This is a genomic window from Dermabacter sp. HSID17554, assembly GCF_003989295.1.
Classification (GTDB): Bacteria; Actinomycetota; Actinomycetes; order Actinomycetales; family Dermabacteraceae; genus Dermabacter; species Dermabacter vaginalis.
In genome coordinates this window covers 112,989-129,191 of the sequence record NZ_RBLW01000002.1, presented here as the reverse complement: position 1 = coordinate 129,191, position 16,203 = coordinate 112,989, and the positions used below count along the sequence as shown (strand labels likewise).

Sequence of the window (16,203 nt, the reverse complement as noted above, 5' to 3'; positions counted from 1 at the left end):
GCCATGGACATTCAAAACCACTACTACGGCCACAGTGCGGCCCTCGCCCGTTACGCGGGTGAGAAGTCGGTGAGGCACATTAACGGTTTGGTTCAACACGGCTGGACCGTCGCCTCACCCACGCTCGTACACTTTTCCGATTTCGCGAAGCTCCCCCGGACTGCTCGCCGGTTCGTGTGGAGTCACCACTCGCGCGCGTGGGACGCCCAACGCGACCAATTCCCCACGACTGCTATCGGGGCGCCCTGGCTATACCTCAGCGCTCTCGCGCGCGAGGTGTGTCTCAAGCCCCTTGGGAAAACTGTCGCCTTTCCCGTGCACTCCACGCGACTCGTGAAAATCGATAGCGCCAATAGCGGCTTCGCCGAGGAGCTTGCCCGTCGCGAAGGCCCCGCAGTCGTATGCGTACACCCCGAAGACCTGGCGGACCCGGCAGCAGTGCAGGTGTGGAAGGATCAGGGTCACGAAGTCGTCAGCGCCGGTGACCGGCGTGACCCAAATTTCCTGGGCCGAATTCTGTACCTCGTGCGAGCAGCGAACCGTGTGGTGTCCAATCAGCTTTCCACCGCGGTCGTGTACGCCGCGGCAGAAGGAACCCCCACTGACATTTACGGGCCAGCGGTAGCAGTCGGCTCACTCGGCACCACCGTCTCGACCCGGACGCAACAGGTGTGGCCAGAATTCTTTGGATCGAGTTCCGTCGAGGCGCGAACCGACATTGCGCTTGCGGAACTGGGCATCAACGACATGCGCGAGCCCAATGAGCTGCGTGAACTTCTTGGTTGGGATAAGCCTCACGTGAGGCCCTGGTTTGACTACTGGTGCGGCGCTCCCCTGCGAAAGGCAGGTGCGGTGTTGGGCATTGTCAAACGGCCCGACGGCGCCCAAGACGCAGGGTCGGGAAACTCGCCCCTTGCGTTTCTCAAACATCCTCTCAGCCACCTACCCGGCCCCCTCCCGCGAATCGCTAAGACCGATCTCTTGCCAACTCCCCTCACCAACGAGCGCTCAAGGTCACGTCGCCACGCTTAAAAAGCGATACTCCAGGCGGCGGTATGATCGGGGGCATGTCGCAACATCAGCACACATCTAAGTCACTCGAACTCAAAAAACACACGATCGGCGAAGGGCACCGCCCGTTTGTCGCCGCAGAGATGTCGGGCAACCACAACGGCGATCTCGGCCGCGCCCTCGCGATCGTCGATGCGATCGCCGAGAGTGGCGCCCCCGCGGTCAAACTCCAGACCTACACGGCAGACACCATCACGATCGATGCCGACGGCCCCGCCTTCCAGATCAGCGCCGGCCACGACCTATGGGGTGGGCGCAACCTTTACAGCCTGTACCAAGAGGCACACACACCGTGGGAGTGGCATGAGCCGATCTTCGAGCGCGCCCGCGAACACGGACTAGTCCCCTTCTCAAGCCCCTTCGACGCCACAGCCGTTGACCTGCTCGAGGATCTGGATGTCGAACTGTACAAGATCGCATCGCTCGAGATCGGTGACATCCCGCTGCTTCGCACCGTTGCGCGAACCGGCAAGCCGATCATTCTTTCCTCCGGTGCCGCCAATGCGGCCGACATCGACCTTGCCGTGGAGACGATCCGCGCCGAAGGCAACGACAACATCGCCGTTCTAGGCTGCACCTCTTCCTACCCGGCAACTGCGGATGCCTCGAACCTCCGTACGATCGAGGTATTGCGCGACACCTGGAACGTGGTCAGCGGGCTTTCCGACCACACCAAGGGCATCGGCGTGAGCGTCGCTGCCGTTGCCTTCGGCGCCTCGATCCTCGAAAAGCACGTGACCCTTCGTCGCGCCGACGGCGGCGTGGATTCCGACTTCTCCCTGGAGCCCGAAGAGCTCAAGGCGCTCGTCGACGAATCCTACGCGGCCTGGCTCGCGATCGGCGACGTCCACATCGGTCCCGTTGCGAGCGAAGCCGAAAGCCAGCGCCTACGCCGCTCCCTGTACGTGGTTGAGGATGTCCGTGCCGGCGATGTCGTCACCGAAAAGAACGTGCGTTCTATTCGCCCCGCTGGCGGCCTCGAGCCTCGCTACTACGATACGGTGATGGGCCGTACCTTCAGGGCAGACGCCGCTAAAGGGACCGCCCTCAGCTGGGATCTGATTTAAGGAAAGCTCCGAACTCAGGCTCGTTTCGATCGGGCCACGGCACATAGCCGGCCCGATCGAACAGGCCTGCGGAAGCTGCGTTATCCGCGCGGATCAACGCCACTATCCTCGAACCGGGGTGGCGTCGGAAAAAAAGCTGTTCCGCTTCCGAAAGAGCCTTCCGGGCGAACCCGCGCCCGCGAGACTCCGGCGCCATGTTGATGGAGATTTCCCACGCGGAATCTTCTGCATCGAACCGCACCATTCCCACGGGGCGCCCCTCGACTTCAACGATCAGCAGTTCACGATCGTCACGCTGAAGCGTGCGTTCAAGCCAGGGGGCATGAGAATCCAACCCAATGGCCTCAGTTGAGCGAGAAACCGCCCTGGTCGCTGGGTCATTTCGCCAGCGAAGCAGATGGAGGCAATCATCCATCGTGGCATGGCGCACGGTGATCGCCGCACCTGCCCCGTGAGCAAGGTCAGAACCTTGAGCTGCTGCGCACCGCTCATCGAAAGCGTCGCTCCAAGCCTGCACAATGCGGTCAGCTCCGCGACCATCCACCTTCGACGTGGCTTCGCTGGTGCTCACCTCTCCCGCATCGAGAGCGGCGATAAAATCCGCCAAACGCACAGCGGCCTGATCGAGGTTCGTGCGGATCTCTTCAAGAGTGCCCAAGCCACTCGCGATTTCTGCTTCGATCGCAGCGGCATAGCCCGCTTTTTGGTTATCAACGACCGCAACGAGCAAGGTCGGCACACCGATGCACGCAAGCTCCCATGCGCTCGTCCCGGCAGCACTAATCACGACATCCATCGTGGCGGCGATGTCCAAGAACGCGGGAGTCGGCTCCAAGAGCTCCACCCCCGAGCCCGCGGTTTCAGTGACAGCCTGCCAATGGCGCTTGGGGGCGATCACCGTAAGTTCGAGCTGCTGTGGGAGGGAAGCACACAGCCCTGCGATCGTGGCTGCCGCAGACGTCGCGTCGGTTCCCCCCATGACGATCAATACTCGCGGAACGGCTGATGACGTGAAGTGCTTCTTACGGCTTTCTCTGGCAGCTAACACCTGCCTGCGCATCGGCGCATAGGTGATCCCTCGCAGCTGGCGGCCGCCCGCCACCCGTTCACGATCGGTAAGCTCCGCGCCGATCGTCGAATCGATCATCACATCGGCGTCGCGCTGGCCGTAACTGCCATCCTCCATTGACGACAGCAACGCGCCACACCCGTGCACCTGCCCGCGAGCCTCGTTGCCCACCGCGTAGTCGTCCACGTGAACAATGGAAGCTCCCTGCTCTGCCGCCAATTCGCCCAGATCGCTCTTGGCCGGCACAACCGGGATCTGTGCCTGCGCAACTAACTGACGCGCGAGCGGCGACTGAATCGAACCTGCCAACGACACCGAGTAGCCCCCGCGAACAGCGGCGTCGGCGACCGAAAGGGCTCTCACTAAATGTCCACTGCCGCCCTCATCGGTAGCGTCACAACGCAAAAGGACGTGCATCAGCCATCCGCCAGTTTCTTCTGTCGAATCTTGGCGTTGATCTGGACGATATCCGGGCGCGAACGCAAGAGGCTGACCACGTCTTGCCAGGCCGGAGGCTGATCCCCCAGCTCCGCAACAACCGCATCGAGTAGTTGGCCGTCCTCAGCAGTATCTAACGTCACTCGTAGATCGTTCGCCGCTGGCTGGACGACGAGCCCCATCGTGCGGAATGCACTCTTGCTGTCATATAGGTACGAGGTCACGTGGATCCGATGGAAGCTCTCGGCTTCCGCGTCGGCGATGCGCAATGCGTTGCGCGAGGCAAGCTCGACATCGAGCCCGCGCGGCAGCGTGCGGATCAATGTCGTAGCCACGTAATCCAGGGTGGGATCGACTTTCCACATACTGACGATCGCGGAAATCAGTGCGGGATCGCACAGTGGGCAATCCGCAGTCAAGCGCACCACGGCATCGGCGTCCGTAGCCTCTAGTGCAAGCATGAAGCGCGAAAGCACGTCGTCTTCGCTGCCACGCACAACCCTAACGCCGAGCTGCGACCCGAGCGCCTCGACCTCATCATCGTTGCTGGCAGTCGAGGTGGCAATCACCACTTCTTCGATTCCGTGTGCTTCGCTAGCTGCCCGCACCATCCATTCCAAAACCGGCCGGCCCGCAAGCGGACGCAGGACCTTTCGAGGCAAACGTGACGATCCCGTTCGGGCTTGGATGACGGCTACAACTCGCTTTGAACTCACTGCGCCATAATGGCACATGCAGGTATGAGCGTGCCATAATGGCACGCGCAACAACGCGAATCTAGCAGCCTCGGCCATACCAGGCGAGCTGGCGTGTGGACATCGATCAACGAAAGAGACCCAAATGTCGATCCTCAGCGGTTCATCCATCCTCATCACCGGTGGAACCGGATCTTTCGGTAAGGCGTTCCTCAAGGAAGTCCTCGAGAACCACGACCCCCGCCGCGTGGTGGTTTTCTCCCGCGATGAACTCAAGCAGTACGAGGTTCGCAACCAGTTCAACAACGATCCGCGTCTGCGTTGGTTCATCGGCGATATTCGCGACGAGAAGCGGCTTCGCCGCGCGCTTCACGGAGTGGACTACGTGGTTCACGCCGCCGCACTAAAGCAGGTCGACACCGCCGAGTACAACCCCTTCGAGTTCGTCAAGACCAACATTCTCGGTAGCCAGAACGTGATCGAAGCATCGATCGATGCGGGCGTAAAGAAGGTCGTAGCGCTTTCCACGGATAAGGCCTCCAGCCCCATCAACCTCTACGGTGCCACTAAGCTCACCGCCGACAAGCTTTTCATTTGTGGCAACCACTACGCAGCTGCCTACCCCACCCGTTTTGCTGTTGTTCGCTACGGCAACGTGATGGGCTCGCGCGGCTCAGTCATTCCGTTCTTCCGCAAGCTCGGCGAAGAGGGCAAGTCCCTGCCGATCACGGACCTGCGCTGCACTCGCTTCTTCATCACCCTGCCGCAGGCAGTGAAAATGGTGACCGATTCGTTCGAGTTCATGCAGGGTGGCGAACTTTTGGTCCCGCGCATCCCGTCGATGAAGGTCGTCGATCTCGCCCACGCCGTCGTGCCCGGTGCGGAACTCGTGGACGTTGGCCTGCGCCCCGGCGAAAAGCTCCACGAGGAAATGATCAGCCCCGAGGAGGGCCGCCGAGCGGTCAAAATCGCTGGCGGTAAGTACTACATCATCCAGCCGGATCTCGCGACCTGGGGCTACGAGACCCCGGCAGATGCCGAACCTGTGGAAGAAGGCTTCGCCTTCCGTTCAGATTCCAACGACGCGTGGTATACCCGCGAGCAGATCGCCGACATCATTGCTGAAGGGATCTGAGATGCTTCCCTACGGTCGTCAATCAATCAACGAAGACGATGTAGCAGCGGTCACCCGAGCACTCGGGAGCGATTGGCTTACGACCGGTCCCGAGGTGGATCGTTTCGAAGAGTCGATCGCGAAGCGCACCAACGCCGCGCATGCCGTCAGCGCTACTTCCGGAACGGCAGCCCTCCACCTCGCCTACGCCGCAGCCGGCGTAGGTCCTGGCGATGAAGTGGTCACCACTCCCCTGACTTTCGTGGCGACCGCAGCCACGGCGGCCGTTTTTGGGGCAAAGATCGTATTCGCCGACGTCGACCCCAAAACGGGTAACCTCGATCCGGCCGCCGCTGAAGCCGCCGTCACACCGAGCACCAAAGTCATCGCTGGGGTGGACTACGCGGGCGTTCCCGTGGAAGCCGACGCCCTCAGGGCCCTCGCCGAAAAAAACGATGCGCTCTTTTTGGAAGATGCCGCGCACTCAATCGGCTCTAAGCGCAACGGCAAGCCCGTAGGCTCGCTCGCGCACATGACAAGCTTCTCGTTCTTCCCTACCAAGAACCTCACCACCGCCGAGGGCGGCGCACTGGTGACCAATGACGACGATCTCGCCACTCGAGCTCGGCGGTTCAAGAATCACGGTCTTGTGCGCGATAAGGAACTCCAGCGCTATCCCGATGAGGGGCCGTGGCATCAGGAAGTTCATTCCTTCGGCATCAACTACCGCCTTCCGGATGTGCTCTGTGCGCTGGGCAATTCGCAGCTTCAGCGTCTGGATGATTTCGTGGCTCGTCGAGCCGAAATCAAGCGGACCTACGACGAGGCGCTCTCAGACCTCGACGGTGTTGACATCCCGTTCGCACCCGAGGGAGCCGAGCCTGCTTGGCACCTGTATCCGCTTCGAGTGCCCGCCCAGAGGCGCAGGGCGATCTTCGAGTCGCTTCGCGAGCAGGGGATCGGCGTCCAGGTGAACTACATTCCTGCCTACTGGCACCCGGTTTTCGAAGATCTCGGCTACAAGCGCGGAATGTGCCCGGTTGCCGAGGACTTCTACCGTCGGGAAATCTCCCTGCCGATGTTCCCTGATCTGCGCGATAGCGATGTTGAGCGCGTGATCGATGCGGTTCGCACGGCCGTAGAGACCGCTTAACATGGGGGGTGTCGCCGCTCCACTCGAGCAGCGACACCCCACTCTTCTCGTTAGCGGCAATCGATCTCTATGAGTCGAGAATGGTCGGTTTCAAAGATGGTTGCTCCGGGCACGGGAAGTGCCACGTTTAAGGGATTGAACGACGGGTCGTACTGATAGAGATCCCTCTCCTGGTACACGTACCCAATTCCCGCCTCCTCGAGCAGGGCACACGCACCAGGATCGGAAGCCGCACGCGGCACCGCATCGATCACGGCGCGGTCTTTCGTGGAAAGCGCCATCCCCGCCACCGGAAAATACACCTTGGCGCCCTCTAACGCATACATGTGGGCCGCTCCCGAGTAGGGGCTTGCGAGAATGGAGCGCTCAGGGTCCATTGTCGACAGTGCCGACGCGAACTCTTCGCGCTCCCCCACTTGCAAGAACCTTCCCCTACCCGGATATTCGGGCTCGAGATTCTTCGCGGCATTCAAGTAGCGGAATGGAATCGAACTGAGTGCGGCCACGATGGCAAGCCCGAGCGCTACACCTCGTACGAATACCGCACGCTTACGACTCCGCTCGCCACAAATTTTTCGCAGCCACCCACGCAACGCCTCGATTCCAGGAATCATGAGGGCGATCGAGAGCATCGCGAGTGGGATCGAAAGTCGATCTTGGCCGCGGAAGTAGAGGGCCGAAAGATTCAGCGGCGAATCAACGGCAGCATCGAAGTACAGGACCGCCACGGCGACCCAGCAGGCGGCGAGCCAACGTTCGCCGCGTACAAGGCTCACAACAAGCCCCGGCAGCCACAGGAGTACCATCACGACCCCGAGCGGCATGGGCCACACCGTAAGGAGACCGAGGAACACCTCGCCGAATGCCGTGCTCATCGGCACCTGCAAACCACCGGAAAAGCCGGTCGCACGCGCGCCGATCGGCGTGAAGGCCACCGCGAAAACGGGGGCAAGCGCAAGCACCGGAATCGCCCACAGCACCCTCCGTTGCTTTGGCGCGCGCAGAATCCGTACGGCGCTCAGCACACCGATAAGCAGAAGCAGTGTGACCGCGGTGTTCGGGTGCAAAAGTGCGAGACCCACGAGTGCGAGGAAGGCGACGCCACCCATGCACACGAGCGGCTTCACCCACGCCGCAGCTTTACGCCAACCGGAAGGAGCGTGCAAAGAGCTCGAGGCTCGCGCACTCAGGATTCCACGTGGGGCTTGTGGCTGGACAGCATCTTCGAGGGTGAGCCACAGGGCGTAGGCAGCAGCGAGCAGCCCCGGGAGGATCGCGAAACCAATGAGGTTGGGGATCGGCGAAAGGTGGATCCACAGGTCCACGGGGCTCGCTGGAACGAGCGCTGCGCCGACGGCTGCCGTCGGACCCGCCCACCGCACGCGAGGGAACACCACTGCCGCCAAAAGAGCGTTGCCGACAACCCACGGCACAAGGGCTAACGCCAGTACAGAGCCATTCAGCACGACCGGGATGTGCTCGATCGGCACTAGAGATGCGAGATCGTGAAAGGCTGCCGGATAGGAAGCGGATGAAAGATCGGTGCGCGTGAGCGCATTCATGCTGAGACTCGAGCCATCGCCGCGATCACGAATGAACGCAAGGGCGTTGAGGTGGTACAGCGCGTCATAGCGTTCGAGAATCGCCGCGGGGGTTCGCGCCACCATAAATAGCGGCCCGAGGCAGATCGCAAGCGCGGCGAGCAGTGCCGCGCTCCACGCCACTAACGATTTTTTCGAGGAGAATGCCATAAGGGACGCCTGCAGGTGCGTGCGCGGCAGCGTAATCCCAAGGCCTCGCGCCACGCCGCATGACGCGGTGAGAAGCGCAAACGCCAGCGCAAAGGGCACCATCCCCCACCGCACACCGATGGCGCCAGCGCCAACGGCAGCGAGACCAGCAATACTCATGCTGATGGCGGGAGCGAAGGCCACGGCAAGAAGCGCGGAGCCGCGAAGAACCCGGATACAGGTGTAGCCGGGTACGTACGCCAGCATCAGAGTGAAGGCGATGACGGCAATAAGCAACAGCATTTCAATCAAAAGGGGCGCAGCTCCAGTTCTCGTTGTCGAGGCTTTTCCAACGCCCCGATATCATGCGTGTCCCGCACGCAAGACTACGCAAGGTACACCCTTCGGCGGTCCAAACATCGTGCAGTATCAGATCCCCGGTGCACACTCACGATAGAGCATTGCAGCGTCTTGCTTCCTGTCACATGCTGACCGCTGGGATCGCGTTTCACAGCCATGCGGTATCGCCCCGCAGTTTCAGGGGGTTCAAAAACTGCCCCACCAAACACTGGGGCGCTACGAGGGCCACGAGCGGATCGGGAATAGCAGAGGGGCCCCGCGCCGCAGCGCGAGACCCCTCCCGTTCAAGCCCTAGGGCTCAGCGGTTCATGCTCAGGCGTCGGCCTGGCCGTCACCTTCAGCCTCGGTTGCAGGCACCGCGTCCTTGGCGGACTTTGCCGCCATCATGCCGCCGGCTGCGAGCAAAGCTGCGGCGCCTGCGGCAACCGGAGCGGCCTCGAAACCGGTGCGCGGAAGCGGGCCACGGTTGTTTTCTGCATCCTTCTTAACCTTCTTGACCGGCTTCTTCGGCTGCTTCTTCTCCGGCTTCTTGGGAGCGGGCGCAACCGGAACAGCCGCGTCGCTCGGGTCCTTGCCGGGCGCAGGCTGTGCCGACGGCTCCTCGGGCTTGGGCTCCTCAGGCTTCGGCTGTTCCGGCTTCGGCTCGGGCTTGGGCTCTTCAGGCTTCGGCTCCGGCTTCGGCTCCTCAGCGTCTTCCCAAATCGGCAGAACCTGCACAACCGTCGGGCGCGGGCCGGTCTGGTTGTACTCAGGGAAGAAGGAGTGCTGCTCGCTGAACTTGCCGTCTTCACCCGGGTGCTGAACCGACACGAATGCCGAGTAATCCTCGTCGCGAACGATCGGACCACACGTCTCTGCCTCGCGAGGCACAGAGAGGAACTGCTCGACGTTGCCGCGCATGTCTCCCTCGAGGGTCACGCGGAACAGACCGTCGTTGTAGCCGATCCCGCTCGGGGCACCGTCGGTCGAAATCCAGAGGTTGCCCACCGAGTCGAACGCGAGGTTATCCGGGCAGGAAATGGGCGAAACCGACTTCGGATCGACGTTGCCGTAGAAGGTCTGGTCGCCACCGTTGGGGTCGCCGGCCACGAGGAGAAGATTCCATGCGAACTCGGTGCTCGTCTGGTCGCCGCGCTCGTCGAGCTCGAGCACCTGACCGTCGCGGTTCTTCTGGCGCGGGTTGACCTCATCCACCTGGAAGATCTCACGCTTCGAGTTGTTCGTGAGGGCCGCGTACACCTTGCGCGAGTGGTGCGACGGCTCGACGTCCTCGGGGCGGTCCATCTTGGTGGGCTCCACCTTGTCGGCAGCGGTGCGGGTATTAACCGCGATCTCCTCGACGGTCATGCCCTCAACCTGCGACTCGCCGCCCAGGATCAGCGGAACCCATTCACCGGTGCCGTCGAACTGACCGTCCGACGGAACGGCACCGCTGCCGTCGATTTCTTCCTTGGGCGAGTTGCCGTAGAAGCGCGCGACGTAGAGATCGCCCTCGCTCAGCAGAGTCATGTTGTGCTTGCGATCGCCCTCGACGTACTTCTCCTTCGAGACGAACTTGTACATGTACTCGAAGCGCTCATCGTCACCCGAGTACACGACCGCGCGGCCATCCTCGGCGATGATGACGTTCGCGCCTTCGTGCTTGAAGCGGCCGATCGCGGAGTGCTTCTTCGGGGTCGAGGTGGGGTCCCACGGGTCAATCTCGATAGCGTAACCGAAGCGGTTGACCTCGTTTTCGTAGCCGGGGTTCGTCGCATTGAAGCGAGGGTCAATCATTTCGAAGCCGTACACCGATTCTTTCGAGTCGATGCCGAGGCGGGCGTTCGACTGAATGTTCTCATCGGCAACGAAGTAGCCGTGGAAGTTTTCTTCGCCCGAAAGGAGCGTGCCCCACGGGGTGAGGCCACCCGAGCAGTTCGCGAAGGTGCCGAGGATCGTGCGGCCTTCGGGGTCGTCCTTCGTTTTCACGAAGTCGGAGCCCGCGGCGGGGCCGGTGAGTTCATACTCCGTGTCGAGGAGGAAGCGGCGGTTGAGTTTCGCACCCTTCACGTAGGTGTAGGGCGACTTGCGGTCCTTGCGCTCGAGCTCCACGACGGTGAGGCCCTGGGCTGCCATGGTGATGGCGACCTGATCGTGCTTCGGCGTGTCCTCCGGGAACATGATGTTCGCGTTCGTGTACTCGTGGTTCACGAACATGACGGCGCGCAGGCCATCCGAGCCGGGGATCTCCTGGATCTCCGTGTAGTCGTTGTTGTACCCGAACTGCTTCGCCTGGGCTTCGGGAGTCTGGTTGTTCCAGTCGAACTCAGGCGAGTCGTCAAAGAGGGGGTCGCCCCACTTGATGACGGGCTCCCAGCGGTAGCCCTCGGGCACGTTGAACTCGTCGACATCCTTGTTGACGGGGGCGATCGGGGTGAAGCGGAGCTTCGAGCCGTTCGGCGCTTCAGGAGCGGAGCCGATCGTGGGGTTCGGCGCGGACGGGTCGGCAGCGAAGGCGGCCTGACCCATGCCCTGCGTGCCGCCGGCGGCGATCACGAGGGCGCTCGCGGCAGCACCGCCGAGGAGCGAGCGGCGGCTGATCGCGGCGGAGACGATGTCACCGAGGTAGGAGTTGTTGCTCGTGTTGCATGCGGGCTTCGCGCACTGGTTATCGCACTTGAGTGCGCAGGTCACGGCGGAGCGCTTGCCGCGAACGTGATCCTTCATGAGGAGCGGGAGGTGGAGCACCATTGGAGGCATCCCTTCAATGTGGTTGGTGACCGGACGCAGTTACAGTGCTCTACAAGAGGGACCAACATCCGCAATAAAAGTGACGCCCACGTGAATTTTTTTCCAAAAAACAGCCAAGGCGTGCGCGTGCCGCCCGCCACGAGGGCGGATGAGGCACCTGCCTATACCCTCACGACGAGGACGCTGGCGGCCGGCGAAAAAGCCCTTCGAAGAGCCGAGGCCCGGTGCGTGGCGTCACATCCCGCACCTGAGCAAGTGTGGGCACGCGCTTCGCGAGCGCCTTCTCGATACGCAGGTGCAGCGTGACCTCGGAGAGCTCACACCCTTTGCACGCCCCCGCGAACTCGACGCTCACCACTCCCCCGGTATCGCCCCATTCCACCTCGACGATGCGGACCTCTCCCCCGTGCGAGGCGATGTACGGCGCGAGGTCACCGTCAATCACATCCGTCGCGGCGAGACGCAAGGCCTCGGCGTGCCTGTCCGCCCCGATCTGCGCCTCCATTTTCGCGAAGTGGGGCGCTGCCTCGTCAAGCAAGCGGGCAAGTCCCTCGCGCACCGAGTCTGCGTCGTCGCGCCATGAGCGTCCGGCACGCAGCCACACCCAGAGCCCGTGCGGCTCCGCCACGATTCGCTCAAGCTGCGGCAGCGCCTCCGGAACTGGCTCCCAGCCGAGCGGCAACGACGCCCCCTGCACGCTCCACCTGAGCGCTCGCTCCGCCCCGGTCACGCTCGCCGGGACGGAGGCGGCATGGCCAAGACTTGGCGCGAATCGCTCGGCTTCGCTGGGCAAGGCGTCGGGTCCGACGCTTGCCGAGGAACCGTCGGACCCGTGGCTCACGCGAGCGCCCCCACCGCGACCTTCGCGATGAACGCTCCCACCCACGCGAGCGCGAACATGTAGCAGAAGGCGAGGGCGGGCCACCTCCACGACCCGGATTCGCGGCGCAGCGCCGCGATCGTGCTCGTGCACTGCAGCGCGAACACGAAGAACACCAGGAGCGCGGCGATCGTGCCAGGCGTGAAGAGGAGCTGGCCTTCGTGGGGGCCCGGGCCCCACGTGAGAGAGGAGAGAGCATCGCCGGGGTTTTCGGGGTCCGAGGCGCTCGCGATCTGGCCGAGCGTCGACACAAACACCTCGCGCGCACCGAGCGAGGCAACGACACCGACGCTCACGCGCCAATCGAAACCGAGAGGCTCGAACACGGGCTGGACGGCCTTGCCGAGGCCCGCAGCGTAGGAATGCTCGAGCTGGTAGGTCGTGACGGCCGCCGAATCTGACTGGTCGATGCCCGCGGCGGCGAGCTCCGTATCGCCCACAGCCGGGAGGTTGAGGAGCGTCCACAGCACGAGTGTGAGCAGGAGGATGATGCGACCGACCTTCGTGAGAAAGCCCTTCACGGGAATCCACGTGTTCGTCACGAGCTCGCGCAAAGTCGGGATGCGGTAGGTGGGCATTTCCATATAAAAGGGAAGGCTCGCCCGACCGCGCCCGAAGATCTTCGAGAACACCCACGCCGAGCCCATCGCGGAGCATGCCCCGAGGACATACAACCCAAAGAGCGCCGCTCCTTGCGCGCCGATCACTCCGCCGAGGCGGGCATCGGCCGGGATCAGCATCGCAATGAGCATCGTGTACACGGGAAGGCGCGCCGAGCACGTCATGAGCGGGATCGTGAGCATCGTCGCGAGTCGATCCTTCGCCGAAGGAAGCGAACGTGTGGCCATGATTCCCGGAATCGCACACGCGAGGCTCGAGAGCATCGCGACGAAGGCCCGCCCCTCGAGGCCCGCGCCCGCCATGACCCGATCCATGAGGAACGCCGCCCGCGACATATAGCCGGATGCCTCGAGAATGGCAAGCGCGAAGAACAGCAGGAAAATCTGGGGAACGAACGTGAGCACGCCGCCCACGCCACCGATCAAGCCATCGGCCACGAGACCGGCGAGCCAGTCGAGAGCGATATTTTCGCGCGCGACATCTCCGAGGAGCGCGAAGCCCTCTTCGATCCAGCCCTGAATGGGCGCAGCGACCGTAAAAATAAGTTGGAACAGCGCAAACATCGCCGCAAAGAACACGAGGCTGCCCCACACGGGATGCAGCAGCACCGCATCGAGCTTGCGCGTGCGGGCGTGGGTGCCGGGCGCGCGATAGTGCGCAGCCTCGAGCACCGACTCGATCCACGCGGCGGAGCCCTTCGGGTTGGTGGGCGCCGGTACGGCGGGGCTCGGCCAGTCCCGTTCCGACGCCAGCTGGGCTTTCAGCGCGTCGAGCTCTCGGTGGTTTCCGGCCGTCACGACGAGAACGCGGTGGCCAAGCGCCTTCGACAGTGCCGCGACGTCCACACTGCCGCCGCGCTCAAGGAATTCATCGGCATGAGTGAGCGCCACGAGGATCGGCAGACCCGTGCGCTGAAGTTGTGCGATGAGCCCGAGTGAACGACGCATACTCGTCGCATCGAGCACGGCGATGAGCGCATCAGCGCGGTTGTCGTCGCTGAGCGATTCGAGAACAACCTGCTCATCGGGGCTGATCGGGTCGAGTGAATAGGTGCCCGGGAGGTCTTCGATCTCGGCGTCGAATGGGGCTCCGGAGGCGTCGTGCACCGAAACTGCACCCACGAACCTGCTGACCGTGACGCCCGGGTAGTTCGCGACCTTCGCGCGCATGCCCGTAAGGGCGTTGAACACCGTGGATTTACCGGCGTTCGGGTTGCCCACGAGCGCAAAACGGCGCGCGCCGGTCTCGCGCGGCGCTTCCGGCGCCGCATCGTGGCAGGTCATGCGGCCTTCTTCTCGGCAGTGTTCGTATCGTGCTCGTCCCCAACGTGCACGAGGATGCGTGCCGCGTCGCGCTTTCGAAGGACGATCTCGCAATCGGCAACGCGGAACACGAGCGGGTCGCGCATGGGCGCCTTGCGCACGAGCTCGACCTCGAGGCCGGGGTGGAAGCCCAGGTCAAAAAGACGCCGGCATAGCACCGAGTTCGCCTCACGATAGGCGGCGATCACCGCGGTGACCCCCTTCGGCAGCTCATTGAGTGCAATGGTCGAAGCGAAGGGGCAATCGAGAGTGCACACAAGCGCGCGGGAGGTGAGCTCCTCGGCGAGCGCGTCCATCTCGGTGTAGGCAACTGACATATTTGCAAGGTTAGCATTGCCTAATCTAACTAGGAAGGGATGTGCGGCACGCCACCGCCCCCTGCCCGCACACCTGTCGCGTTCACCGATCTGAATACTCAGTGAACGAGCTGCAAAATTTGCCTCTCTGTCTTGCCGAAAAATCCCCACGATTGGTCTTCTTAAAGTGGTTTTAGAAAACCGCTCACTTCCGCCACTCTCCGCAATCCCTACACCCCAAAGGAGACCATCATGGCCACGTCCCCGATCGCCCGCCGATCCCTCCTCGCCGCTGGCGGGGCCGCCTTCGCCGCCGCCGCCGCAGGATGTGGCGGCGGAAACAAGGCCGCCATCAAGGACGCCACGAACGAAATTGGCGACGACCCGAAAAAGATCGAAGGCACGATCACCTATGCCTACTGGGACATCAACCAAGAGGCGATGCTCAAAGACGTCATGAAAGCCTTCAATGAGAAGTACCCGAACGTCAAGGTTCAGCTGAACATGGTGCCGTTCAAGGACTACTTCACAAAGCTCCGCGCCCAAGCGTCCTCCAAAGCTCTGCCCGACGTGTTCTGGATGAACGGCCCGAACTTCCGCTCCTACGCTGAGAACGGCCAGCTCGCCTCCCTCAAAGCCCTCGTCGACGACGGGCTCATCGACCCGAACAAATACCCGAGCGCACTCGTCGACATGTACACGGTCGACGGCGAGCTCTTCGCGACGTGCAAGGACGTCGACTGCGTGGGCATCTGGTACAACAAGAAGCTCTTCGACCAGGCCGGCGTTGCGTACCCCGACGAGACGTGGACTCTCGAGACCTACAAGGAAAAGGCACTCGAGCTCACCGACAAGCTTCCCGACGGCGTGTGGGGCTGCGCCGAGGTGTTCTCGCGCACCGCGTCCTACTACCACTCGATCGCCATCAACGGCGGCTGGGTCATCTCTGACGACAAAACGAAGTCCGGATACGACGATCCGAAGACCATCGAAGGCGTGAAGTTCTGGCGCGACCTCATTGAGATCGGCGCATGCCCCAGCCGGGAGTTCCTCGCCGAAAACTCGTGCTACGGCATGTTTGAGGGCGGGCAGGTGGCCATGCAGTGGTCGGGCAACTGGCGAGTCGGTGCGCTCATCGGCTCCTCCGTCAAGGACGATTGCGCCGTCGCGTACCTGCCCGGCGGCGACGACCGCAAGACAGCCGTGCACGGCCTCGGCCACGTGATCGCTGCAAACACCGAGAATCTCGCGGCCTCCCAGGCCCTCGTGACCTTCCTCGCGGGCGAAGAAGCCGCAAAGATCAGCGCAGAATCGGGCATCGCGCTCCCCGCCCTCGAAGGCACCCAGGATCCGTACGTCGACGCTCAGCCCGGCTACAACCTCGAGGTCTTCGTCGACCAGGCACACAACTACGCCGCACCCTTCCCCGTCTCGAAGACATGCCCCGAATGGGAAGAGCTCGAGGGTGAACACCTCTCGAAGGTCTTCGACGGGGAGATCTCCGCGGAAGAAGGCTGCAAGGCACTCGCGAAAGCCATGAACGAGGTGCTCAAGAAGGAAAATAGCTAAGCCTTCGAGCGCGCGCACGCGCACTGGCCCGCTTCCCCAACCGGGGAGGCGGGCCAGTAGCGTAAAAGGAGGCGCTGCGTGCCGCACG

12 protein-coding genes are annotated in these 16,203 nt (G+C 62.9%); 5 read left to right on the top strand and 7 right to left on the bottom strand.

The window, feature by feature from the left end:
* Positions 1 to 3 precede the first annotated feature (3 nt).
* Positions 4 to 1,032, top strand: coding sequence for a hypothetical protein (locus D8M36_RS03625; RefSeq protein ID WP_126846810.1), 1,029 nt, complete (start codon positions 4 to 6; stop codon positions 1,030 to 1,032).
* 35 nt (positions 1,033 to 1,067) lie between these two features.
* A complete protein-coding gene (gene pseI / locus D8M36_RS03620) occupies positions 1,068 to 2,138 on the top strand; it encodes a pseudaminic acid synthase (protein ID WP_126846808.1) in 1,071 nt (356 codons plus the stop codon).
* Here the strand turns inward: pseI and D8M36_RS03615 are convergent.
* Together D8M36_RS03615 and D8M36_RS03610 are read right to left on the bottom strand one after the other, a co-directional pair.
* Positions 2,119 to 3,570: a bifunctional UDP-2,4-diacetamido-2,4,6-trideoxy-beta-L-altropyranose hydrolase/GNAT family N-acetyltransferase gene (locus D8M36_RS03615; protein ID WP_238638370.1), complete on the bottom strand. Its 1,452-nt coding sequence runs from the start codon at positions 3,568 to 3,570 to the stop codon at positions 2,119 to 2,121. The genes pseI and D8M36_RS03615 overlap by 20 nt on opposite strands.
* A 53-nt stretch (positions 3,571 to 3,623) precedes the next feature.
* Positions 3,624 to 4,361 carry a cytidylyltransferase domain-containing protein gene (locus D8M36_RS03610; RefSeq protein ID WP_238638369.1) on the bottom strand — a complete coding sequence of 246 codons (738 nt, stop codon included), beginning with the start codon at positions 4,359 to 4,361 and terminating at the stop codon, positions 3,624 to 3,626.
* Positions 4,362 to 4,485: 124 nt separating this feature from the next.
* Between D8M36_RS03610 and pseB the strand changes: the two genes are divergently transcribed.
* Positions 4,486 to 5,475 carry a UDP-N-acetylglucosamine 4,6-dehydratase (inverting) gene (pseB, locus tag D8M36_RS03605; RefSeq protein WP_126846804.1) on the top strand — a complete coding sequence of 330 codons (990 nt, stop codon included), beginning with the start codon at positions 4,486 to 4,488 and terminating at the stop codon, positions 5,473 to 5,475.
* 1 nt (position 5,476) lies between these two features.
* Positions 5,477 to 6,607 (top strand): UDP-4-amino-4,6-dideoxy-N-acetyl-beta-L-altrosamine transaminase, encoded by a 1,131-nt coding sequence (pseC, locus tag D8M36_RS03600; protein WP_126846802.1) that lies wholly within the window; start codon positions 5,477 to 5,479, stop codon positions 6,605 to 6,607.
* A gap of 50 nt (positions 6,608 to 6,657) precedes the next feature.
* Here pseC and D8M36_RS03595 read toward each other — a convergent pair whose 3' ends face one another.
* From D8M36_RS03595 to D8M36_RS03575, 5 genes are all read right to left on the bottom strand, one after another.
* Entirely contained in the window at positions 6,658 to 8,640 is a 1,983-nt protein-coding gene (locus D8M36_RS03595; RefSeq protein ID WP_126846800.1) for a DUF6541 family protein, read from the bottom strand.
* 369 nt (positions 8,641 to 9,009) lie between these two features.
* On the bottom strand, positions 9,010 to 11,427 hold the full coding sequence (locus tag D8M36_RS03590) for a PhoX family protein (protein WP_126846798.1): 2,418 nt from the start codon (positions 11,425 to 11,427) through the stop codon (positions 9,010 to 9,012).
* A gap of 169 nt (positions 11,428 to 11,596) precedes the next feature.
* The gene (locus D8M36_RS03585) at positions 11,597 to 12,268 is read right to left on the bottom strand and encodes a NifU family protein (protein ID WP_126846796.1); all 672 of its coding nucleotides are present in this window, start codon (positions 12,266 to 12,268) and stop codon (positions 11,597 to 11,599) included.
* The gene (gene feoB / locus D8M36_RS03580; RefSeq protein WP_126846794.1) at positions 12,265 to 14,211 is read right to left on the bottom strand and encodes a ferrous iron transporter B; all 1,947 of its coding nucleotides are present in this window, start codon (positions 14,209 to 14,211) and stop codon (positions 12,265 to 12,267) included. The genes D8M36_RS03585 and feoB overlap by 4 nt, the downstream gene beginning before the upstream one ends.
* Positions 14,208 to 14,567 carry a FeoA family protein gene (locus D8M36_RS03575; RefSeq protein WP_238638368.1) on the bottom strand — a complete coding sequence of 120 codons (360 nt, stop codon included), beginning with the start codon at positions 14,565 to 14,567 and terminating at the stop codon, positions 14,208 to 14,210. Before D8M36_RS03575 ends, feoB begins: the two co-directional genes overlap by 4 nt.
* Before the next feature lie 231 nt (positions 14,568 to 14,798).
* On the opposite strand from D8M36_RS03575, the gene D8M36_RS03570 reads away from it, so the two are divergent.
* Positions 14,799 to 16,115 (top strand): ABC transporter substrate-binding protein, encoded by a 1,317-nt coding sequence (locus D8M36_RS03570; protein ID WP_126846792.1) that lies wholly within the window; start codon positions 14,799 to 14,801, stop codon positions 16,113 to 16,115.
* Positions 16,116 to 16,203: the final 88 nt, after the last annotated feature.